The following is a 23,751-nucleotide window of genomic DNA, read 5'->3' on the forward strand; positions in this document are numbered from 1 at the left end:
TACTTTTTGTGTTATTATACCACAAACAAATATTGTTAATAAAATAACTTAATTCCAATATAGGTTTATTATTGCATAAAAATAGAAGTATATTTAACATATAGTTAAATATACTTCTATTCCTATGCGTTTTTTTATATAGCTTCTTTCATATCCAAATCGTCTTTTTTGACTTTGTTCTTTTGCATTAAGCTAAACATTAAATGAAGTGCAATTCCTACTCCGATTGCTACTACTAAATCAAATACTATTGTAAGTATAAAAGTTGCATAAAGTACTACTACATCTTTTTTAGGTAAATGTAGCATCTCTTTCATCTCTTTCCACTCACCCATATTATAAGATACGATTATTAATATAGCTGATAAAACTGTCATTGGAATTAATTTTGCAAGTGGCATTAAAACTAGCATTGTTAAAAGTAGTGTTACCGCATGTACTATACCTGATATTGGGCTTTTACCGCCGTTTTTAACGTTTGCTGCTGTCCTTGCTATAGCTCCTGTTGCTGGAATTCCTCCAAACAATGCACTAGCTATATTTCCTAATCCTTGTGCTACAAGTTCCATGTTTGAATCGTGCTTATCATCTATCATTTTATCTGAAACTACGCACGACAATAAAGACTCGATCCCTGCAAGTACTGCTATAGTAACTGCTGGCTGAATCAATGGTACTATTTTTTCTAAACTCATATCAGGTATACTTGGTGCTGGAATACTTGATGATAAGTTATTGTATACGCTTCCTATAGTATCTATTTGAATGTTAAATACCTTAACAACTAATGTTGATAAAATTAATGCTATTATAGATCCTGGTATATTTTTATTTATTTTAGGCCAGTATATCATAATTAATATACATGCTGTTCCTACTATAAAAGTTAATATATCGAATGTTGTTATATTGTGCATATAGCTTTCTAATTTCTCCATAGCCTCGGCTGGAACATTTTGAATTTGTAATCCTAATAAATCCTTGAACTGAGTTATAAGAAGTGTTACTGCTATCCCACTTGTGAAACCTACTGTTATTGTTTTTGGAACGTATTTTATTAAATTACCAACTTTTAAAAGTCCCATTAAAATAAGTATAACACCAGCCATCAATGTTGCTATTATAAGTCCATCCATACCATGACTTTTTACTATCCCATAAACAATTACGACAAAGGCACCTGTTGGTCCTCCAATTTGAACTTTACTACCACCTAGTAAGGCTATGACAAATCCTGCAAATATTGCAGTTATAAGACCCTTTTCAGGGGACACTCCTGATGATATAGCTAGTGCTATTGATAATGGTAGAGCTATTATTGCTACTATTATACCTGCTACTATATCTTTTCTGATTTGACTACTACTTAATTCTTGATTCTTAAACATACTAAATAACTTAGGCGACATGATTTCCCCTCTCATTTTTTTATATTTCTACGTGACACTACATCATCCATGATACTCCTCATTTTAGATAATGTCAAAAAAACTTGTATACTATAAACAAAAAACTTTTTATATATTAAATACCTGTTTTTTTATAATTTAATTTAAAAACAAATTTATTTTTCACACAAAAAAATCGCTAGTTTAAATTAGCGATTTTTTTATTATTCTACTTTCCCTAGAGTGTTAAAAGGGTACATCCTTATCATAACCTTACCAATTATTTCATCTATATTTATTGGTCCTAGATTAGGTTGTCTACTATCTCCACTATTTGGTCTGTTGTCCCCCATAGCAAATATATGATTATTAGGAATTATCATATCTATATCTCCGTCAGTATAAACATCCTTTAAATATTCTTCACTTAATACTTTGTCGTTTATTATAACCTTATTATCTTTTATAACTATGTGTTCTCCAGGAATACCTATTACTCTTTTAACTAAGTCTTTATTTTTTCCGCTCGCCTCATCAACTAACTTAGTCTTAAATACTATTATGTCTCCCCTTTTAGGTGCTTTGTTCATATATGCTAATTTATTTACAAATAAATAATCTTTATCCTTTAATGTCGGGTACATTGATTCCCCGCTTACTATTGTAGGTGCTACTACTGAGGTTATTACTGCTGCAAGTACTAATGCAAAGGCTATTGTTTTAACCCATTCAAAAATTTCTTTTTTTAATTTAGCGCTCATAATTTACTCCTTAAATTATATTTTCTATTACATTTTACCATAAAAAACCCTTATTTAAAAATTTTTATATGTCTTAGCTAAATCAAAGAAGCTATCCTAAAAAAGATAGCTTTACTTATTTATATGCACTTACATATTTATTATCTTTTATAAAAAATCTCCATAAATAATCTTTGGCTTCTTGTGCATAATCTATGTTTATTCTTTTGCTAGTTTGTATGTCTATTTTATCATTACTGTATACTTTTTTATCATCTTCATAATAAAAATCACTTATATATAATTCATTATCTAAAATGCTTTTAGCATTTAGATTTTTGTCTATTTTAAGCGCCATACAAAGCTTCCCTGGACCATTGCTTATATTCTTTCTTTGATAGGTTGTTAAGTCGCTATATTCCTTTTTAAATCTATTAAATGCTATTTCTTCTATTCCTTTTATGGGCTCAACTGCTCTTATTAATACGCATTCTGGTACATTTTCTTTGTTTGCAGATATATTTAAACAGTAATACATTCCATAAATTAAGTATACATATATACGCCCACCCTCTAGATATAGTGGCTTTGTTCTTTCGCTTCTTTTGTCCCCATATACATGAGCTCCCTTATCATTTATTCCCATATAGCTTTCAGTTTCTACTATTTTAGTCACTATTGTTTTACCATCATAGTTTCTAATTAAATATTTGCCTAAAATACTTTTAGCTAACTCTAGACCATCTTTTTTAAAATATTCTTTATCCATTGTATTTCCTTTCTTTTGCTTAAATTATTCTATATATTCATTTATATTATATTGTTCATATTTTTTATTTTTATAATTTATAGCATTTTTAGGACAGCTATGAATGCATTTCATACAAGCCATACATTTATTATCAAATTTTATAGTTTTATCTTTTTCAAATCTTATATTATTTTGTGGGCAGTTTTTAACACATAAGCCACACTTTATACAATTTTCATCAGCTGACAAATTTTTGCCTATAAACTTTGCCATAATTGAAAAAGTTTCTGCTAATAAATCTTTTCCTAATACACCCTTGTTCTCCATATTTTCTAATGATAAACTTTCTTTTTTAATCTTATCAACTAAAATATCTAATTGCTTATTTGTGTTGTTTATCATATCTTCAACTTCTTTTTTAGTATTTTTAGGATATTTTCCAAAGTAAAAATTCCTAGGCATTACATATGTTTCTTTAGCTAATATATTATATCCTTTTTTGTTTAATTTTTTAGCTAATGAATCAACCCCATGAGCATTTATAAGCCCCGCTGATGTTGAGTACACTATACAATTAGCATTTTTGTTTTCTACATTTCTAAGTACCCATCTTATAAGTTTTTCAGGTACATTACTTGCATAAATTGGGCCACCTATAATTAAAAGTTCTACATCTTCATCTATTTTAGGATTTTTGTCTATACTCTCTATTTTTACTTTATCTCCATTGTCTTTTAATTTTTCTCCTATATATTTTGCTATATATTCTGAGTTTCCAGTTCCTGAAAAATGTATTATATTTACTTTCATATTGTGCCTCCTAAAGTTTTTTTTCAGATAAATTATTTTTCATTTTATTTAATGTATTTAATGTATTAGTAAGTGATTCTTCATCTAAATCTTTAATCATCTCTTTATGAATTTCTTTTAATATTTTTTCTATGTTAAACATTTCTTCATAAGCTTTTGGTGTTAAAACTACTTGTTTTCTTCTTTGATCTATTGGATTTTGATTTATTTCAATAAATCCATTTTGTTTTAATTTAGCCAAATTTCTACTTGTATTTGCTTTGTTTATTCCCATCTCTTTTGAAAGTACATCTTGGTCTATTTCATCTTTTTCTTTTAATCTAAATAATGTCATAAGTGTTAGAATTTGACCTTGCCCTAAGTTTCTGTCTTTTAACTCTTCATCTAATCTTGTTTTTAATTCTTTAGAAATAAAGTATATCAAATCACCAATTGGTTCATATTTTCTCATTGTAGTATCTCCTTATCTATAAAGTCATTATATATTATATAAGTTGCGTGCGCAACATTTTTATTATTTTATTATATCTTGAATATATTTACACATAAAACAGTGCCTATTTAATAATAAAATTATTTTTAGACACTGTTTTTGTTTTATTAAATTTCAAATATATTCTTTTAATTTAATGAATTTTTATATTATATAATAAAGATTCAGTTATTTTATAAGGAGTTCTTTTCATACAGTTATGACCTATGAAAATATTGCCTTTATCTTTTGTAGATATTAATTCACATATAGCTTGTCCATATGTTATATCTTTACTGTAATCTAATTTTTTAGATTCACAAAATCCGTAAAATTCTAAAGATGTAGAAGTTTTCCCACAAAGATGGATGATAGTATCATCCAGGGCATCGTCTAGCTTATTTAAAAGCCTTTTAATAGTGTTTCCCACTATCTCTTTATAAACTCTAGGTCCAACTATTTCTATTGATGCTACAGGGTCGCTAAAGGAAATCATATTAACTCCATTTTGGTTTGCACCTACAGCATAATCCACTATATTATCTTCAATAATTTTAAGTATATTATCTACTTTACTTTTATCTTTTCTTAATGCTTTATAAAAGTATTTTTGCTCTATTAATAAAGCTATTATAGTAAAAGGTCCACAAATATTTAAAACTACTTTTTCATCTTTATTTTTCAAAATAGAAATAGCATCTAAAACTTCTTTTATTCTACCTTTACTCAAATCTATTTTGGATATTTTTAATAAATCTTTTATATCATCAAATGCATAATTTCCTACTCTAGGACAATTTTTTTCATCTCCAAGATTTATATTTGCCCCCATAGCTTGTGCTTCAACAGTTGTACAAAATGGAAGCTTACAGAAAGTATCCTTTTTATATTCTTTTAATTTTTGTGATATATATGAAATATCATTTGAATTTGTATGTAAATCTGGAAATTTCAAATTCGTATTAATTATAAGTTCTGCTGGTATATTTTCATTGTCATTTTGGCTACATTTAAATATTTTATCCATAATTTTTAACCTACTTAAATATATTTTTTAATTTATCCTTTTGTAATTTGCTACCTATAATACAGATTTTAGAATTTGTTTTTATATCGCTTTCTTTAATGTTATATTGTCCATTTACATAATTAAATTCTAATGTATTATCTAATACAGAGTTTAAAAAGCCTTTTGCCCTTAATATTTTTCCGTACTTTCCATTACTAAAATCATCAAATATTTCTTTTATTTTTTGTGTTTCATTGATTTTAAAATTAGATATAGAAACACTACTTATAGATTTCATATTTGTAGAGAGCAAATCATAGTTTTTAATTTTTTTATATTTCTCATCAGCATTATTTTTCATATTATCTACTAGCAAATCTTCTACTAATAAATCATCCCAATTTTTATTTATTATGTCTACATTTTGATTTAAACTTTTAAGTGACTTTACTATATTATCTCTATTTTCATCTTCCAAAAACTGATTTTTACTAAGTAAAAGTGTTTTTGAGTTTAAAATTTGATCTTCGAAAAATTCTCCAAAGTTATCTCTGTAGTCAAAATAATTAATAGCATCCACCACAGTTACCAAAGAATTTATGCTAAAGTTTGATTTAATTTCGTCATTGTTAATCATTGATAATATTTCACTTAGCATTGCTATTCCTGTTGGTTCAATAATTATACGGTCTGGATTAAATTCTTTAACTACTTTTAAAATAGTATCTTTAAAGTTTAATTTCATGCTACAACAGATACATCCATTTTGAAGTTCTATTATATCTAGTCCATCCTTTTTAATGATACTTGCATCTATTCCTATTTCACCAAATTCATTCTCTATTACTACGACTTTTTCATGTTTATAAAAATCTAGAATTTTCTTTATTAAAGTTGTTTTTCCAGAACCTAAAAATCCTGAGATTATATCTAATTTTATCATTATTTTTCCCTCTAAAACTTTAAACAATCTGTAAAAAGTCTTTCGTACCCTTCTTCAGTTGATAATTCACAATAACTTATATCCTTTGCAATACACTCCATCTCTTTTCTAATATCCTTAGAAAGTAAAGTCATTATAGCTCCAGTTTTTGATGAATTCCCAATGTATCTAATCTTTTCTTTTAGTTCTTTTGGAATAATACCTACTCCTACTAAACTTTGTACGCTAAGATGCTTTCCAAATTGACCAGCAATGATAACTTCATCTAAATCTTTAATATCTATATTCATACTATTAAGCAGTGCATAAAAGCCTGATAATATAGCTCCTTTTGCTAATTGAACTTGTCTTATATCACTTTGTGTTATTGCTATTTGTGGATTTTGAGTATCTAGTACAAATCTTCTTTTCTTATTTTCATCTATTATATTTTCACTTAGATGCTTTAAATTGTTATCTTTTTCTATCATAGATTTTTTATTTATTCTACCAGTGCTTCCTATAAGTTTTAATCTTGCCATTTCACTTATTGCATCTATAATTCCACTTCCACATAATCCTTTAGGTTTTGTATTTCCTATAACTTTAGTTTCTATAAATTCGCCAATTTTTATATTTTCAATTGCACCTTCTCCTGCTCTCATACCACAACTTATGTTCATACCCTCTAGGGCAGGTCCAGCAGCACAAGAACAAGATGATAGTTCTGAATTTTTTGATACAACTATTTCTCCATTTGTACCTATATCTATAAATAAAATATTTTTTTTAGTTTTATGTAAGTCACAAACACAAATCCCCGAAACAATATCTGCTCCTATATAACTTGATACTCCTGGTAATAAGTAAGCTCTTCCAAATGAAGATATATTTATTCCTAGGTCCATAGCTTTTATACTTTTTCCACTTATAAATACTGGTGAGTATGGCGCTTTCCCTATTGAATTAGGATTTATTTTAAGTAGTATATGCATCATTGTAGTATTTGCAGCAACTGCTAATTCATATATATTTTCTTTATTTATATTATTTTTTTCACATAACTTAATAATTAAACTATTTATACAATCTATAATACTTTTATTTAATATTTCTAAGCCATTTTCATTAGTTTTGGCAAAGTTTATTCTAGATAAAACATCTAATCCGTATTCCTTTTGAGGATTTATATCACTTTCACAATCAATCTCACACTGTTTGTTTATATCTATAAGAGAAGCAACTACTGTAGTTGTTCCTATATCCAAAGCTATTGAATATAAATTTTCAGTAGTATCTTCGCACTCTATACCTATTACTTTTTCATCTAAATAAACGACTGTACAATTATCTTTTTCAAAAATACTTGGAATAGATTTTAAAATATCGTAATCATTATTTATATTTATATTTTGTTTTTCTAAAATTTCTTCTAACGATATATTATTTTCTAATGTAGGCTTGTTTAGTTTAAAAGCTTTTTTTGAAAGCATTGGAGATTTATTAAACTCTGGCATATAACCTTCTGTTAAAATTTTATGATTTTTATCTTCACTTTTAATAAATTCTGCAGTTATATCTCCCTTAGGATAAACTAAACAACCTAGTCTCACATTGTTTTTTAATTCTTCTTTATTTAAAAATTTTAATTCCTCATCAGTTAAATCATCTACACTTCCATCTACTACTTTTATCTTACATTTGCCACAAGTCCCTTTTCCGCCACAAGGACTTTCCATACCCAATTTATTTAATTGTATTATATTTAAAAGACTATTTCCTTTTTCAAATTTATATTTTTTATTATTTATATATAAGTAATTCATAAAATACCTCTTTTAGCTTTTATATTGTTTTGCACATTCTACTAAAACTTTAATGTTATCAAGCTTACTTCTTACCCCTATTCCACAAGCTGGAGATAATATATCTACCCCACTTTTTAGACATTCATTAGAAATATTTTTTAAACTTTCTTTGCTTGAATTTTCAATTGCGAATGTACTAACATTTCCCATAATAACTTTACCTGAAACATTTTCGATAACTTGTTTAGCATTAGTTATAGAGTCAAAACTAACTGCATCACTGTGTAAGTCGTTTAATTCATTGTATATACTTTTTAGTTTCCCACATATATGTATAATAGTTCCACCTTTTGCATATGCTTTTAATTCATCTATTATCTTATTTAAATATGGAGTTGCAAACTCACTAAAAGTTTTAGCACCAAGTATTTCTCCTGTACCGCTTGGGTCTGATATCGTTAAGATATCTGCTCCAGCTTCTAATTGAGCTTTCCCAAATATTATAAGATTTTCTGTTACAAACTCCATAAACTCATGAGCTTGTTCTTTCTTTTTTCTTAATTCTTTATAATAAGTCATAGGTTCCATAAGTGATGATGCTAAACTTACTGGACCTGTTAAATTTGCTATTATAGGAACATCATCGTTTTTTTCTTTTAGTATTTTTATAGCATCTATAACTACTTTTGCTCTTCCTTCATTAACATCTATTTTTTTTAATTCTCTCCAACTTACAACAGATTCTATTGAGTATTTTATAACTCTAGGTTCAGTAATTTTTGTTCCCATATATACTCCAGCTCCCATACTTTCAGCTTCTACAGTCATACAAAATGGAACTCCAAAGTTTTCAAAACCATTATTTTTATACATACCTATAGTTAAATCTGCCATCATATTAGAATCACTATGAGCCATTGGCCAAAAGACACCCTCTATGTCCATAACGTCCTCAACTATCATATTCATCATCCCACCAGGACAAATACAAGGTTTTCTATCTACAGCTTCTCCTCTTAAAACTTTATATAACCTTTCTTTTGGAGTCATTATACCACCTCTTCATACATAGCTTTTTTCTTAATTATTAGTTCTTTTGCAAGTTTTGCAGCTTTTGACGCTTCATGTGCATATCCGTCTGCTCCTATTTCATTTGCAAAACTTTGTGATATAGGTCCGCCACCTACCATTACAACAAATTTCTCACGAATATCTTCTTTATTTAATAATTCTATAACTGATTGCATATTATCCATAGTAGTTGTCATAAGAGTAGATAATCCTATTAAGTCAGCGTTTACTTCTTTTGCTTTATTTATAAAATCTATACAAGGAACGTCTCTGCCTAAGTCGTAAACTTCAAATCCAGAAGTTTCTAGCATTATTTTAAATAAGTTTTTACCAATATCGTGTGTATCTCCTTCAACAACTCCTACTACTGCTTTATAACTTTCTTTAGTTGAATCTTTTTTTATGTGTGGTTTTAATATGTTTATTCCCTCATACATAGCATCTGAACATAATAAAAGTTCAGGGATATAATATTCTTCTTCTTCATATAATTTTCCTGATTCTTCCATACCATAAGCCAATCCTTTAGATATTCCTTCATATGCTTCAAATCCATTTTCTATATACTCTTTAGCTATATCTACTACAACTTCATCTTCCATTTCTACAACACAATCTGATAATTTTTTTAATAATTCTTGTTTTACATTTGACATTATAATCTCCCCTTATAATTCATTAATATTTATTTTATTAGATCCAAATATTCTTGCAGCATCCATAAGTGCTATTATTTTTTGAGGGTCTGTTCCTATAGGAATATCACAACCCGTACTTAATATAAATCCTTTTTCACTATCATGACCCTTAATTATACATTCTTTAGCTTTTGTATATATATCTTCTATGCTACCTCTCATAACGGTTTCAACAGGGTCTACATTTCCTATTAAACATACTTTATCTCCATAAGCTTCTTTTAACTCACCTATATCGTCTACATTATCTAAACTTAAATTAGATATTCCTATATCAACCATATGGCCCCATATCTTTTTAGTTTTTCCACATATATGAAGAGTTGAACCTCCTCCAGTTCTCTCTACAATCCTATCCATACATCTTTTTAGATATGGTTTTGCAAATTCTTCAAAGTTTTTTGAACTAATCATAGTACAAGACGCATTTGGCTCTGCAAGTCCCGGAGATAATCCAATATCACAAGCTGCATCAATATAATTTAAAACACTTTGAGTCGAAATTTCTAAAAGTTCATGTGCCATTTCTTTATTTTTAGTTAAATCCCTTAAAAACTTATCTGTTCCTCTTAAAAAAGATGCTAATGTAAAAGGCCCTCCTACAGAAGTTCCTACTCCTACCTCATTGCTTAATTTATCATTAGTTATTTTAAGTGCTTCTAAAAAATAATGTATTCTTCCATCTTTATATACATCTACTGGTTTTAATTTTCCTATTTCACTATAATCACTTATAGCAGGTTTACTAATATATGGCGTATTGTTTTCTGTAAATACAACTCCACTTCCCATTGCCTCTGGTATACCTTGAAGTCCTGGTCCAAATCCAATACTGTCAGGGCGAAAAGTCTCAAAACTTTTAACCGCTACATCTACAAGCACATCTACAGAATGATTGTAGTCATATATGGTATGCCCAAATGTCTGAGCAACACTTTCCCCCAAGAAAGGTGAACATGGTATTCTATCTATTTCTTTTCCCTGCCCGAAAGCCTGCATTCTTTCTTTCGGAGTCATTTGATCTTTATTTATTATATATTTCATAATTCGCTCCCTTATATATATGTAAATTTATCCATTCACAAAATACTTTACATTATTAGAAATTATTATACAAATCGATATATTCTATTTGACAACAGACTTGTATATGTTTTATATATACGTTTTTTTATGCTATATAATTAACATATTATATACATAATGAATACTATATAAACAGGGAAGTATATATTTCCCTAAAATCATATGCGTAGGTGATTATAATGTCATATCCAGACAATAAATTGGAAAAAGAAGTATCAATTCCTTATCCGCTATATCAATCAGAAAAAGGTAACTATTTTATTGGTCAAACACCAACATTAACTGCTCAAGACAAGCAGGCTTTAGTTTCATTAATAAATCCGATTACTTCAAATATAAATATTTATGTAAATGCTATAACCGTAACAAATATTGGGCAATCTAGCTTCTCTGCTCAATTTTATCTTAAATCTACTTTAACGGGAGGAACAGTTAGTAATTTTGTTAGTTCTACTAACACAGCTATTGCTCCTGAACCAATTCCTAAAGGACAAATTCAATATCTATCTACAACTACTCAGCCTCCAAATGGTGGAGTTGCTATATTTAGTAGAATAGTTTCCCCAGATTCAACTTTAGTAATTGACGGTGGTCAAATCATCCTTGGTCCTGGACAATCTCTTGCAGTTTTTCTTGGAGGATTTTTGCCAGTTGAACCTAATAGTGCAATAGTTGCCTTTGGTTGGTGGGAAGAAAGAATTCATAACTGCCACTGCTAAGATAATTTATTGTAAACAAAAACACATTGATAGTTTTATCAATGTGTTTTCTTTGATTTATTTAATATTAATTTCTAATTTTTTGCAGACTTAAATATATCTTCAATTACTTTCATCAACTTATAGACTTCTTCATTTTTTACTATAGGGTCTACCCCTTCTCTAACTACTCTTGCAAAGTTTGTATAAAAAGGTTCATACTCACATGATGGATTAGGTAATTTTAGCTTTGTCGTGCTTTCTTCTGATGGAGGTGCCATAGTTTTGGTAAATCCTTCGCCAGCTTTGATTGGTTTTAATTCAATTTTTTCGTCTAACTTATTTTGAACTATAAGCTCACCACTCAAATCCCAATCATAAATTGCACCACTCCCATTTAAACCTTTAACATACCATCTTGGTAGTTTTATAAAATTAGATGTTCCAACTTCAAGTACTGCCCTTACTCCATTTTCAAATGTAATATAAGTAACAAATCCATCATCTACTTCATCTCCAAGTACATAACTTAAATCTGAGTATATATTTTTAATTGGTGAATCTACCATAAATAGTATTTGATCTAAAATATGAACGCCCCAATCAAGTAACATTCCTCCACCGTGCTTTTTAATATGTCTCCAGTCTCCTGGTATACCATTTGCTCCATGTACCCTTGATTCTATCTGGAATAAATCACCTATTTGTTTATTTTTATATAAATCTCTTATTATTAAATAATCAGAGTCCCATCTTCTATTTTGATGTACCATAAACACTCTATCATTTTTCTTAGCTACTTCAACTATTTCTAATAAATCATCACTATTTATGGTTACTGGTTTTTCACATATTACATGTTTTTTATTATTTAATGCTTTTATTGAAATTTCTTTGTGACTATCATTAGGTGTCGCTACTAATACTGCCTCAATTTCGTTATCATTTAATAATTCTTCATAACTATTATATCCTACTAGGTTTTTAGTTTTAGCTAATTCTACTTTACTATTATCTATATCAAATACACCTTTTACAGATACATTTGGATTGTTTTTTATAAGGTCACTTTCATGATATCCACCCATTCCACCATAACCTACTATACCTATCTTTATCTCTTTCATGTTTTTATCCTCCTTATACCCACCATGCATCTGAAGGCTGGTCTTTTATAAGTATTGATTTAAGATTTGTAACAGCTCTATTAAATCCTTCATCTATAGACATAATAGGATCCTCATGTTCAATACTAATTGCATGGTCGTATCCATAAGTTTGAAGTGCGCTTATTATATCACTCCACTCTTTAATACTATGACCACAACCTACTGATCTAAATGTCCATGCACGGCTTTGAACTTCACCATATGGTTGCATATCTGTTACTCCATACATGTTGATATTATCTTGGTCCATATAAGTATCCTTAGCATGGAAATGATATATTGCCCCTGCTTTTCCTAGTATCTTTATAGCACCTACTGGATCTATTCCTTGCCACCATAGATGACTTGGGTCTAAGTTTACTCCTATTGCATCACAAGTTTCTTCTCTAAGCTTAAGTGCTGTATATGGAGTATGACATAAGAATCCTCCGTGTAATTCTAAAGCTATCTTTATTCCGTGCTCTTTTGCAATATTACCTATTTCTTTCCAATATGGAATTAATCTATTTTCCCATTGCCAAGTTTTTATATCGCTGTATTCATTTGGCCAAGGAGTTACAGGCCAGTTTGGTTTAGTAGCATTTTCTCCTTCTCCAGCAGTTCCAGAGAATGTATTTATTACTCCTACATTCATTAAAGATGCAAGTTTTATAGTTTTTCTAATTAATTCATCTCCTAATTTTGCTTCCTCTGTATTTGGAGATATTGGATTGCAGTGACAACTAAATGCACTTATTACAAGATTTTTATCTTCTAATTTTTTTAAATATACTTTTCTTGCTTCTTCACTTTCTAACAATTCATCTATATTACAGTGATTATTTCCTGGGTAACCACCTGTTCCTATTTCTACTGCATCTAAGCCTGCCTTTGATACTTTTTCTATCATTTCATCAAATGATAAGTTCGCAAATAATGGTGTAAATACTCCTAGCTTCATTTTTATTCCCCCTATAACTTTTTTAATTTTTTATATTATTAAGCATTAATTTTTTCTTTTAAAAATACTGGTTCTCCATTTTTAGATGATTCATATATAGCTTCTAATATTTCAGTAACTACTAAAGCTTGTTCTGGCTTAACCACAGGTTCTGTATCATTTAATATACAATTAATCCAGCTTTGAGCTTCATTATATGCTGGGTCATCACTTTCACCATCATAAAAATCAACTCCACCACCATCTAACTGAATTTTCTTATCGTATAAAACTCCTCTTTCTTCTCCATTTATACGAAGCCCATCTTCCATATCAGCTCCACCTTTGCTTCCACAAAGACTTGTTTTTGCTTCTCCTGTATTAAGTGTATTTAAGGCCCAACTAGACTCAAGTATTATACTTGCTCCGTTTTCCATTGTAATAAATCCAAATGCTGAATCCTCAACTCTAAACTTATCAGTATCCCAAGGTCCCCAAGCATTAGCAGCGTTTTTTGTTTTTGATAATTTGTGATATGTGTTTCCTACAACATATTTTGGTTTGTAGTTATCCATCATCCATAAAGTTAAATCTAGTGCATGAGTTCCTATATCGATTAATGGTCCTCCACCTTGAGCTTTTTCATCTAAAAATACTCCCCAAGTAGGAACTGCTCTTCTTCTTATTGCTTTGGCTTTACCAAGATATATTTCTCCTAAATCTCCATCTTGGCAAGCTTCATATAAAAACTTAGAATCATTTCTAAATCTGTTTTGATATCCTATTGTAAGTTTCTTTCCAGTTGCCTTTGATGCTTCAAGCATAGCACGACCTTCTTTAGAGTTTATCGCCATTGGCTTTTCACACATAACATGCTTATCAGCTTTCATAGATGCTATTGATATTTCTGCATGTGAACTATTTGGAGTACAAACATGTACTACATCTATATCCTTATCTTTTAAAAGTTCTCTATAATCAGTATAAACTTTTGAATTTTCATCCCCAAATTCACTTTTAGCTTTAACTGCTCTTTCCTCTATTAAGTCACAAAATGCAACTATTTTGATTTCCTCTACCTTTTTAAGCGCAGGCATATGCTTCCCATTTGCTATACCACCACAACCTATTATCCCTATTTTCAGTTTCATATTTACCTCCTTATATTTTACACTTTATATTATAAATTTTAGTATTTAACTCAACTCTACGTACATCTTAAATTTGCTAAGCTATACGTTTTCATCTATACTTAAATTATATTATTTAAGTTTAATTATTTCTTGCACTATTTTGAGAAGTAATAACACAATTTTGACATTTAAGGAGTTTTGTAATGTTAGATTTAAAAGAACTAAAAGAATTTGCTAAACACGGAAACTCTTTGTTTCCATTAGAGATTTATGATTGTTGGTTTGAAGTGGATGGATTGTTAGTTCCTTATCATTGGCATAATGAGATAGAAATAATATATGTTGAAAAAGGTAAAATAGGGGTTACTATCAACTCAGAGTCTAAAATAGTAAATGAAGGTGAAATGATTTTTATAAATAGCGAGGATTTGCATCAAATTAATAGTATAGGTGATAATTACTCTAGATATTATGCATTAGTTTTTTCTCCTGACTTATTAAGTTTTAAATCAAGTGATCACTGTGAAATTGCTTGTATTAGACCTTTAATAAATAAAACTCTAAAACTCCCACAAAGTATTGATAGTGATAAAGATTATAGTATTAAAGTTTTAGATTTATTTAAGGAGATATTAGAAGAATATAAATTCCAACAACCTGGGTGGTATCTAGATGTTAAATCTTGTATGTATAAATTGTTTTCAATATTTACAAGAGAGAATGTTTTTATAGAACTTAGTAGTGATATAAGCCATGTAAGTTATAAAGAAGACCAAATAAAAAAGGCTCTTGAGTATATTCACAATAATTTCAATGAAAAGATATACATAGATGATATCGCTAGTGCTTTAGGTATTAATACTCAATATTTTTGTCGTTTTTTTAAAAGTATAATTGGTAAGACTCCAATTGAATATATCAATCGTTATAGGATTAATGCTGCTAGTGAATTTTTACAGCATGAGGATATATCTATAATAGATGTGTGCTTTAGAGTTGGTTTTGAAAATCAAAGTTACTTTATTAAGCTTTTTAAAAAATACAATAACATGACACCTCTTGAATATAAAAAGATATTTTTAAATTCTAATTATTAATAAAAATGAGGAACTTATATTTTTATAAGTTCCTCTTTATATTAATATATATCATTAATAGGGAGTATAGATATATTTGTATAAAAACAAATTTAGCTATACTATTTTTAGTATTTAAACTTGATAAATTTACTTTGTACTTTTATTAAAATACATGCTCTCCATTATTAGTAAGTATATTTGTTTGTTTTTTTATGTCGTTTAACATCTTAATAATGTGTATTGATATATTTTTTGCTTTATTTGTATTATTTAAAGCTTCAGTTTTATTTCCAGATTTAATTTTATCAATTACTACATGCCCCACTTTATGTAATTCTAAATGTATAGAATCTATATTATCCCATATATCTTTAATAGCTTTATGGTTTGGTTGTACTGATTCATAAAAATGTCCAAATCCACATTTGTGACCGTCAGTTTGTAGAGGTTGTATATTCATTTGCTCTGCCATAGTTTCAAGAGTATTAACCCACTTTGTATGAGCTGAAATTGCATTATCCATTACACTTACAAAAGTATTGTTATCCATTTTGAAATTCTCATCATAGAAAATCAGGTTACTTAATTTTGCTAAATTTGAAACATTGTCTTCAATACTAGATATAGACTCTCCCATATTACCAATTTCTATTGCTTGATTATGTACTTCTTTTGATATAGCTTTGATAGTATTAGCGTCATTAGTCAATATATTAGTTTCCTCACTAATATATTCAATAAGGGCACTTACCCCCTGTGATGTAGCTGCTATATGTATAACGCTACTTGAAACTACTTCTATGCTTTCTTCACTTTCTTTAATAGATGTAGAGATATCACTAATAGAATCATTCATATTAAATACAGCAGTTTTAGTCTGAGATATACTATCCTTACTCTTAGCTGAAGCCTCTTCAATATCATTCATCAAATTATCTATAAAAGTAAGTTGTTGTTGAGTAACATCAGCAAGCTTTCTAACTTCCCCAGCTACAACAGCAAATGACTTTCCATGCTCCCCAGCTCTTGCAGCCTCTATACTTGCATTTAATGCTAAAATATTTGTTTGTTTAGCTATTTCATTAATCCCATCTATAGTGCTTTTCATATTTGCTATAAGCTCTAACAAGTTATTTATATCATCTTCCATTGATAAAGACTGATTTAGCATATCACCTTTTAAAGAATTAACTTTATCTAAAGATTTATTGTTTTCTTTATTTAAAGTTAATAATGAGTTAGCTTGAATAGATATTTCTTCTATAGAAGAAACATGTTCTATTATGTTATTTGATATTTCATTCATATTTTCATTTACACTATGTATTACATCAGTAATGTTGTCTGTATGTTTTTTTAGATTCTCAGATTCAGACAATAGTGCACTTGACTGATATTTCATTTTAACGTAAAATTCACTAATACTAATAGCTACATCAATAACACCTTTTACCATAGCTTTTATAGGTATGGCTATTTTATCAAACGTTTGCTCAATCTTTTTAGTTTTTTTCTTAAACATTTTTATCCCCCTAAAATTTATATTAAATATATAAAATCATCTTAAAATTAGCATTTTCACTAACATATTATAATTTATACATCCATTTTATATTTATCGACAATATCTTATATTAACTTAATACCCATGTTTGTTATATTTAAAACTATATATCTAAAAACCTAGCTATATAAACGTATAAATATAGCTTATTTAAAATGATAAGTATAGTATGAATTATTACTATTTTCATAATTTCAATATTGTGGTATATTCATACGAGGAGGAAGTCATCATGTCAAAATTTTATGCAAAATATTTAGCTCTATTTATTGGTTTAGGGGCATACAACACCTTTTTACCAGTATATTTAGAAAATACCCTAGGGTTTAGTTCATCACAAGTGGGTATGGTGGTATCAATACCATCTATAATCGGTATTATTTTTGTTCCTGTGTGGGGACTTATAAGTGATTTATTAAAAAAACAAAAATCCGTTCTTTGGATAAATATATTAATATCTCTTTTATTTACAGGGCTTTACGCTGTTACTGAGTCATTTATAGCAATACTTGTAGTAGCTACATTCCTTGAAATATGTAGGAATTCTATATTACCTTTAACAGATTCTATAACTACTTCATATTGTAGGGAAAACAATAAAAACTACGGCGGGATTAGAGTAATTGGCTCTATATCATTTGCTGCGTCTTCATTCTTATGCGGTCAACTTATAAAAATGACTAATAATGATCTTATGTTCTTCTATGTTTTTATGGTTAGTATGATAGGATGTTTAATAATAACTCCTACGCTAGACACTACAAGTAAAATTGAACATAAAGAAAAGATAAACTTAAAAGAAGATTTGCCAAAATTATTTAAAAATAAAGCCTATATACTACTTCTACTTTGTGGAATATGTATTGCCTCATTAACAGAAGCTATGATGGCATATCAAGGAATACATCTAATGAACCTTGGAGCTGGAGCTGAATTAGTTGGGCTACTTACTGTGTTTATGGTAATTCCAGAACTTTACTTTATGGTAAAGAGTAAGGCTTTAGTTGAAAAATACGGAATGATTAAAATGATAGGAGTTGCAAGTTGTGCTCTTTTACTTAGATGGATAGTTTATGGATTGACGTCTAATCCATGGATATTTATGTTAGTTACATCTATGCATGGTGTTGCTATTTCTATTATGACGATATGCGCCTTTGACTTTATGGGCAAGGTTGTAGATAAGAAGCTTTATACTACGTCTATGACTGTTTATACATTCTCAATTGGTGTTTCTTATTCACTTATGAAATTATTATATGGAGCAATGATAGATTTATTTGGAATAAATTCTATATTTATTTTCTCTATTGCAGTTTCATTATTTAGTTTTGTAGTTTTGAAATGGATAAGTAACTTAGATGTTGTTAAAATGAATACCATTAATATAATGTAGGCATAATATAAACATAATTTAGATTTAAAAAGGAGAAATTAGTATGTATAAAGAAGTAAATTTTACAGAAATTTCAAAAGAACTTTTAGATCAACTTCAAAATGGAGCATTTTTAACAGTTAAAGCAGGAGATACGGTTAACACAATGACAATTACTTGGGGTTCACTAGGTTTTATATGGTATAAACCAACATTTACTGCAATGGTTAGATATTCAAGATATACTTATGAGCTTATCGAAAAGGCTGAAGATTTTACTGTGAGCTTGCCTTTAAATGGCCAGCTAAAAAAAGAATTAGATATATGTGGAACTAAATCAGGCAAAGACGTAGATAAGTTTGCACAATGCAATATAACATTAAAAGAAGGAGAAGTTGTTAAATCTCCTATTATTAATGAGTGTGATCTCCATATAGAGTGTAAAATACTTTACAAACAACCAATGGATGAAAATGCAGTATGCCAAGAAATCAAAGATAAGTCATATAGCAATGGGGACTATCATACATTGTACTACGCAGAGATAGTAAAAGCATATATAAAATCTTAAGTGTTCAATGTGAGTAAATTAAGTGTAATATTTTTTTTAAATAGCATTGATAATACTATAAAATTTATTGAAAGTATCTTAAAGTATCAATAATCAATTTTATAGTATTATCTATTTTATAATGAAATTGGCAAAGTATTTTCTCCGTAAGGCATTAATGTAATCTTAGATTCTTCATAATTACATAGATTATAAGCTATTCTAATAGCCCCATCTAAATCATGACATGGTATCATATTAAAATTTCCAACCAATTCATCATCCAAAGAAGATATTAGCACTACCTTCCTATATTTAGCAGTATAAACTGTTTTATACGCTGCATACCCTGAAACTGTAAAGTTATCCTTAAGTGCATTTTCCATGCCTTCCAAGGTTCTATATTTAAACCAATCTAAAAATTCACCACCACTTAACCCATCTAAGCATTCACTAAGTAATATTAATACTTCATTTTCTTTTCCCCCATATAGAGCATCATCCATAGTTTTTATAGTTTGATATAAATTTATATCCTTTGGATATCCTCCTGCTGGGGCTATTATAATATCCTCCTCACTTTGTATAGACTCACTATAAATACTCCTTATATAGTTATATCCTTTTAACCAATCTTTTTCAAATTCTCCACCTACAAAATGGATTCTAAATTTATCACTTTTTATCCATGATCTAGTTGTGTCGCTAACTATTATTTCGATTTTTTCATCTTTATTTATCATACTCTTAAGAGTATTAGTACTTAATGGTTTTCCTAAAATTGTTTTTACTTCTTTTTCTACATCGACTATATATGCAGTATCCTTTGGTACTAACGTGTGTATTATATAATTATCCTTACCCATTTTTGTCCCCTTCTTAGCTGTTTAATCTAAATAGTAGCAGAATTTTTATCAACAGTCTATATATTTTTTAAATTCTATTAAAATCCATACTCTCTATTTATTTCATACTGATATTGTATTTCTTTTTTTATAAATTATGGCCCTAATTTATAAAAAAAGAAATGCTCCTACACATAGATTTTATTAGTTAGCAGCGGCACTTGCACTAGTAGCAGCAATAATAGCTACCATAGTTGCAATTTCAATAGCTATTATTATTTCTACAAATATATTGCTACTTATTTCATCTACATTACTTCCTTGATTTAAGCAATCAGCATATGATGATGCTACAATAGCTGCGCTTATCATATTTCTATTACTCTTACCTACTGCCCAATTTCCAAATCCTTTTACTTCCCTTAACTCATCAGACACACTTTTTATCTGCTGTACTAATTGCTCCTCATCACACTCAAGTAATGAAAGTGCACCTATTAATGGGTATCCATATCCATCTATTTTACAATTTTTTTGCTCTAGCAATTGTCTAATTCTTACTACCTTATTTAAACTATTTTCACTTTTATGATTATCTAGTGCCATTATATGAGATAGGGATTGAAGATTGTTAGATTTATAAAACCCTTTTAAACTAAGTACATTATAGCTTTCTTCTATGTATTCTAAATCATTGTCTAGTTCTTTTGAGTGTATAGCTATAAGAGATGCTCTACAATAATCGTCGCTAGATGTTAACCATGGATGGTGCTTTTTCATAAAGTCATAAACGTATTTAGTTTTCTCAATAGATGTATCTGCATCCATTTTATCTTGATTTTCATATATTATGATTGCTACAAATGGTAAGTATGCATCATTAAAAAAACCAGTTGTTTTTAGTTTTTCATATATACTTAATATTGATTTAAATGAATTTTCTATGTCTGGTTTAGTTGATAATAGGTTTGATAAATAAAATAAGCTATGCCCTCTAAAATTTGAAAACATACCAGTATTCTTTTTTATTATATCTATACTTTCTTCTACTTTTATCGGCGTTATATTTTGATTTTTTATGGTAGATGATAAAACACAACTATATTGCATCATTCCCATTTGCCATGAACCTTTTATCTCTTTTGTTTTTTGATAATTTTTCATAAATAAATTTAGTTTATTTCTTAATATGTATTCTTGCATAAAAAACTCCCCACTTTCTTAAATTTGTGCTAATAAGTATAAACTATTCTTCCCTTTTACGAACTCTTTTAATAAGTCGTGATGCTAATATATTTAGCTCTATTATTACAGTGGTAATTATAGCTAACCAATAGTAACCTAATCCGATTGCAATTCCTATCCCAGCAAGGCTAAACAGTGTAGCCCCAGTTGTTAATCCCACAACGTCTTGATCATTTGTATCATCATCCGTTGGTTTTGTGAAAATTACACCCCCACATAAAAATCCTATAGCTGTGATTATGTTTGCTATAAGACGTGATGGATCTGATCCTGGTAAGCAATTTGCAGATATGATGGTCAATAAACAAACCCCTGTTGTAAGATTAGATGTTGTCCCAACTCCGATTGGACTGCCCTTTCTTGAACTTCTTTCTAATCCAACTAAAAAACCTATAAAAGATGCAAGAACTAATTTAATTAAATGCTCAAGTAATATCACTATTAAATCATCCCTTCTTTCTATTTTTCAATATAAATTTTACAAAATATAACTACTCTTCATTTTATTGTATCACAAAAAGCCCTCATATATTGAGAGCTCTTTAATCCGATTTTGTTATTTTCTAACTAATTGTATATACACTTAATAAACTTATCTACTTTGGTTTTAAATATATTAGATATTTAAAATATGTTCTAGAATTGAACTTATACGTTATTGAGCTATTTGATTTGATATATATGAACTTACTTCATCAGGAGAAATATTTAGAATAATTGAAAGTTCTTCATTTAATAATCTTTCTGCTTCTTTCATAATATCATCATCTGCCTGACGTGATTTTTTATTTATTGATTTTATATATTCTTTATTAGAATATAGACTTCTTACTAATTTAACTAGATCTTCACATTGACCGCCTTTAAGCATTTTTTTAAATTGCTCGTTTCTTTTCTTTTCATCATCTATCCATAATTTTTCCATCTTAGGCATATCATTTATTAATGAGCTCACATTATCTTCAGATATTATTCTTCTCATTGGAATTTTCTTATTATCTACAGGAATTTTTATCATTACATTATTATAATAAATAGGACTTAATACGTAATATTTTCTTTGCTCACCTTTTGCAAATTTTTCGCTCGTTATATCTAAAACTTTGCATACCCCTGTCATACCATACATTATATAATCATCAACTTTAAACACTAAAGCCTCACCATCCTTAATAAAATAAAAAAGTAGCTTTTGACAACTGGGCTTACGTTATCAAAACTACTCGTTATATATCTATTTTAACACATTTAAGAGTTTTAGTCTAAGGAAAACTTTTATTTTTAGTTTAACACAGCTATTATAGTAGTTATAAGTGTGATAAAAAATTTATATTTCATAACCTATATAAGAGTTAAATTAGCTTTTCTACTTAACTCTTATATACTTTATTTTTGTTAAATATAACTTTTCATAACTAGACAATATAAATACCTTGAACTATAATATTTTTAAAACTATATAATTAGTTTAATTTATATATCAACCTAAAGCATAGAAAGGATAGTTATGAATAAGATAGGATTAATATTAGAAGGTGGCGGTATGAGAGGAATATATACTGCTGGAGTATTAGATTTTTTAATAGAAAAAAATGTAGAAGTAGATATAGTAATTGGAGTTTCCGCTGGAAGTTGCCATGCTTGTTCTTACTTATCAAAACAATACAAAAGAGCATTTAATGCTACTGTAGATTATTTATATGATAAAAATTATTTAAGCTTTAATAACTTAATTAAAACAGGCTCAATATTTGGTATGGATTTTATGTTTAACACAATACCTAATGAACTAAATATTTATGACTATGATACTTTTAATAAATCTAATACAAAATTTATAGCAGTTTCTACAAACTGTGAAACAGGTAAACCAGAATATTTTGAGTTAACAGATTTAAAGAAAGAAATTATTTATATACAAGCATCTTGTTCTATACCTATGTTTGCAAATATAGTAGAAGTAGATAATTACAAACTAGTTGATGGCGGAGTTTCTGATTCAATTCCTATACAATATGCCCTAAATCAAGGATATAAGAAAAATATAGTTGTGTTAACTAGAGATAGTACATATTTAAAAAGTAAAAATAAATTCACATCTGTTATAAAAAGGAAATATAAAAAATACCCTAAACTTATTACAGCTATTGAAAATAGACATGTTAACTATAACAAAAGTCTTGAAATCATAAACAATTTGTCTCAAAGTGGTGATGCACTTGTTATTAGACCTAATAGTCCTGTTAAGGTTAGTCAAGTTGAAAAAAATGTAGATAAGCTTACTGCATTATATGAACAAGGCTACAATGATGCAAAGAATTCATTTAGTAAAATTTTAGATTTTATAGATAAACCAATTTAATATTATTACTCAAATTTAATTTATAATAAAATAAGCCGCATAAATATGCGACTTATT

Annotated in this window: 24 protein-coding genes; 5 read left to right on the plus strand and 19 right to left on the minus strand. The window is 28.3% G+C overall.

Going from position 1 to position 23,751, the window contains the following annotated elements; genetic code table 11:
- Positions 1 to 134: 134 nt before the first annotated feature.
- The 11 genes from QOZ84_RS09925 to QOZ84_RS09975 form a co-directional block, all read right to left on the minus strand.
- A complete protein-coding gene (locus QOZ84_RS09925) occupies positions 135 to 1,409 on the minus strand; it encodes a SulP family inorganic anion transporter (RefSeq protein WP_331496553.1) in 1,275 nt (424 codons plus the stop codon).
- Positions 1,410 to 1,612: 203 nt separating this feature from the next.
- A complete protein-coding gene (lepB, locus tag QOZ84_RS09930) occupies positions 1,613 to 2,149 on the minus strand; it encodes a signal peptidase I (protein WP_284132806.1) in 537 nt (178 codons plus the stop codon).
- A gap of 115 nt (positions 2,150 to 2,264) precedes the next feature.
- Positions 2,265 to 2,897 (minus strand): DNA-3-methyladenine glycosylase, encoded by a 633-nt coding sequence (locus QOZ84_RS09935; protein WP_284132807.1) that lies wholly within the window; start codon positions 2,895 to 2,897, stop codon positions 2,265 to 2,267.
- Positions 2,898 to 2,921: 24 nt separating this feature from the next.
- Positions 2,922 to 3,689: an EFR1 family ferrodoxin gene (locus QOZ84_RS09940; protein ID WP_284132808.1), complete on the minus strand. Its 768-nt coding sequence runs from the start codon at positions 3,687 to 3,689 to the stop codon at positions 2,922 to 2,924.
- 10 nt (positions 3,690 to 3,699) lie between these two features.
- Positions 3,700 to 4,140 carry a MarR family winged helix-turn-helix transcriptional regulator gene (locus tag QOZ84_RS09945; protein WP_284132809.1) on the minus strand — a complete coding sequence of 147 codons (441 nt, stop codon included), beginning with the start codon at positions 4,138 to 4,140 and terminating at the stop codon, positions 3,700 to 3,702.
- Between the two features lie 175 nt (positions 4,141 to 4,315).
- Positions 4,316 to 5,188 (minus strand): uroporphyrinogen decarboxylase family protein, encoded by an 873-nt coding sequence (locus QOZ84_RS09950; RefSeq protein WP_284132810.1) that lies wholly within the window; start codon positions 5,186 to 5,188, stop codon positions 4,316 to 4,318.
- A 10-nt stretch (positions 5,189 to 5,198) separates the two neighbouring features.
- Positions 5,199 to 6,113, minus strand: a complete 915-nt coding sequence (locus QOZ84_RS09955) for a CobW family GTP-binding protein (RefSeq protein ID WP_284132811.1) — start codon at positions 6,111 to 6,113, stop codon at positions 5,199 to 5,201.
- Positions 6,114 to 6,124: 11 nt separating this feature from the next.
- A complete protein-coding gene (locus QOZ84_RS09960) occupies positions 6,125 to 7,918 on the minus strand; it encodes an ASKHA domain-containing protein (RefSeq protein WP_284132812.1) in 1,794 nt (597 codons plus the stop codon).
- 12 nt (positions 7,919 to 7,930) lie between these two features.
- Positions 7,931 to 8,950, minus strand: coding sequence for a methylcobamide:CoM methyltransferase MtbA (locus QOZ84_RS09965; protein ID WP_331496554.1), 1,020 nt, complete (start codon positions 8,948 to 8,950; stop codon positions 7,931 to 7,933).
- The gene (locus QOZ84_RS09970) at positions 8,950 to 9,627 is read right to left on the minus strand and encodes a corrinoid protein (protein WP_284132813.1); all 678 of its coding nucleotides are present in this window, start codon (positions 9,625 to 9,627) and stop codon (positions 8,950 to 8,952) included. The genes QOZ84_RS09965 and QOZ84_RS09970 overlap by 1 nt, the downstream gene beginning before the upstream one ends.
- Positions 9,628 to 9,639: 12 nt before the next feature.
- Positions 9,640 to 10,713: a uroporphyrinogen decarboxylase family protein gene (locus tag QOZ84_RS09975; protein ID WP_284132814.1), complete on the minus strand. Its 1,074-nt coding sequence runs from the start codon at positions 10,711 to 10,713 to the stop codon at positions 9,640 to 9,642.
- Positions 10,714 to 10,934: 221 nt separating this feature from the next.
- Here QOZ84_RS09975 and QOZ84_RS09980 point away from each other — a divergent pair, with 221 nt between their 5' ends.
- Positions 10,935 to 11,474 carry a DUF6143 family protein gene (locus QOZ84_RS09980; RefSeq protein WP_284132815.1) on the plus strand — a complete coding sequence of 180 codons (540 nt, stop codon included), beginning with the start codon at positions 10,935 to 10,937 and terminating at the stop codon, positions 11,472 to 11,474.
- 74 nt (positions 11,475 to 11,548) lie between these two features.
- Here QOZ84_RS09980 and QOZ84_RS09985 read toward each other — a convergent pair whose 3' ends face one another.
- The 3 genes from QOZ84_RS09985 to QOZ84_RS09995 are packed head-to-tail and all read right to left on the minus strand — an operon-like array spanning position 11,549 to position 14,692.
- Entirely contained in the window at positions 11,549 to 12,580 is a 1,032-nt protein-coding gene (locus QOZ84_RS09985) for a Gfo/Idh/MocA family oxidoreductase (RefSeq protein WP_284132816.1), read from the minus strand.
- Between the two features lie 13 nt (positions 12,581 to 12,593).
- Positions 12,594 to 13,562 (minus strand): sugar phosphate isomerase/epimerase family protein, encoded by a 969-nt coding sequence (locus QOZ84_RS09990; protein WP_284132817.1) that lies wholly within the window; start codon positions 13,560 to 13,562, stop codon positions 12,594 to 12,596.
- 38 nt (positions 13,563 to 13,600) lie between these two features.
- Positions 13,601 to 14,692 carry a Gfo/Idh/MocA family protein gene (locus QOZ84_RS09995; RefSeq protein ID WP_284132818.1) on the minus strand — a complete coding sequence of 364 codons (1,092 nt, stop codon included), beginning with the start codon at positions 14,690 to 14,692 and terminating at the stop codon, positions 13,601 to 13,603.
- Positions 14,693 to 14,877: 185 nt separating this feature from the next.
- On the opposite strand from QOZ84_RS09995, the gene QOZ84_RS10000 reads away from it, so the two are divergent.
- Positions 14,878 to 15,771, plus strand: coding sequence for an AraC family transcriptional regulator (locus tag QOZ84_RS10000; RefSeq protein ID WP_284132819.1), 894 nt, complete (start codon positions 14,878 to 14,880; stop codon positions 15,769 to 15,771).
- Between the two features lie 145 nt (positions 15,772 to 15,916).
- Here the strand turns inward: QOZ84_RS10000 and QOZ84_RS10005 are convergent, their stop codons facing one another.
- Entirely contained in the window at positions 15,917 to 17,275 is a 1,359-nt protein-coding gene (locus tag QOZ84_RS10005) for a methyl-accepting chemotaxis protein (RefSeq protein WP_284132820.1), read from the minus strand.
- 274 nt (positions 17,276 to 17,549) lie between these two features.
- On the opposite strand from QOZ84_RS10005, the gene QOZ84_RS10010 reads away from it, so the two are divergent.
- Both QOZ84_RS10010 and QOZ84_RS10015 read left to right on the plus strand, forming a co-directional pair.
- Positions 17,550 to 18,713 carry an MFS transporter gene (locus QOZ84_RS10010; protein ID WP_284132821.1) on the plus strand — a complete coding sequence of 388 codons (1,164 nt, stop codon included), beginning with the start codon at positions 17,550 to 17,552 and terminating at the stop codon, positions 18,711 to 18,713.
- 43 nt (positions 18,714 to 18,756) lie between these two features.
- Positions 18,757 to 19,263, plus strand: a complete 507-nt coding sequence (locus tag QOZ84_RS10015; RefSeq protein ID WP_284132822.1) for a flavin reductase family protein — start codon at positions 18,757 to 18,759, stop codon at positions 19,261 to 19,263.
- A gap of 116 nt (positions 19,264 to 19,379) precedes the next feature.
- Here QOZ84_RS10015 and QOZ84_RS10020 read toward each other — a convergent pair whose 3' ends face one another.
- The 4 genes from QOZ84_RS10020 to QOZ84_RS10035 form a co-directional block, all read right to left on the minus strand.
- Positions 19,380 to 20,108: a lactate racemase domain-containing protein gene (locus QOZ84_RS10020; RefSeq protein WP_284132823.1), complete on the minus strand. Its 729-nt coding sequence runs from the start codon at positions 20,106 to 20,108 to the stop codon at positions 19,380 to 19,382.
- Between the two features lie 183 nt (positions 20,109 to 20,291).
- The gene (locus QOZ84_RS10025; protein ID WP_284132824.1) at positions 20,292 to 21,290 is read right to left on the minus strand and encodes a DUF4003 family protein; all 999 of its coding nucleotides are present in this window, start codon (positions 21,288 to 21,290) and stop codon (positions 20,292 to 20,294) included.
- A gap of 43 nt (positions 21,291 to 21,333) precedes the next feature.
- Complete coding sequence (locus QOZ84_RS10030) at positions 21,334 to 21,771, minus strand: MgtC/SapB family protein (protein WP_284132825.1); 438 nt, start codon at positions 21,769 to 21,771, stop codon at positions 21,334 to 21,336.
- Positions 21,772 to 21,987: 216 nt separating this feature from the next.
- Complete coding sequence (locus tag QOZ84_RS10035) at positions 21,988 to 22,485, minus strand: CarD family transcriptional regulator (RefSeq protein ID WP_284132826.1); 498 nt, start codon at positions 22,483 to 22,485, stop codon at positions 21,988 to 21,990.
- Positions 22,486 to 22,839: 354 nt separating this feature from the next.
- Between QOZ84_RS10035 and QOZ84_RS10040 the strand changes: the two genes are divergently transcribed.
- Positions 22,840 to 23,694 carry a patatin-like phospholipase family protein gene (locus QOZ84_RS10040; RefSeq protein WP_284132827.1) on the plus strand — a complete coding sequence of 285 codons (855 nt, stop codon included), beginning with the start codon at positions 22,840 to 22,842 and terminating at the stop codon, positions 23,692 to 23,694.
- Positions 23,695 to 23,751: the final 57 nt, after the last annotated feature.

Source organism: Romboutsia sedimentorum, from assembly GCF_030131845.1.
Lineage (GTDB): Bacteria > Bacillota > Clostridia > Peptostreptococcales > Peptostreptococcaceae > Romboutsia_D > Romboutsia_D sedimentorum.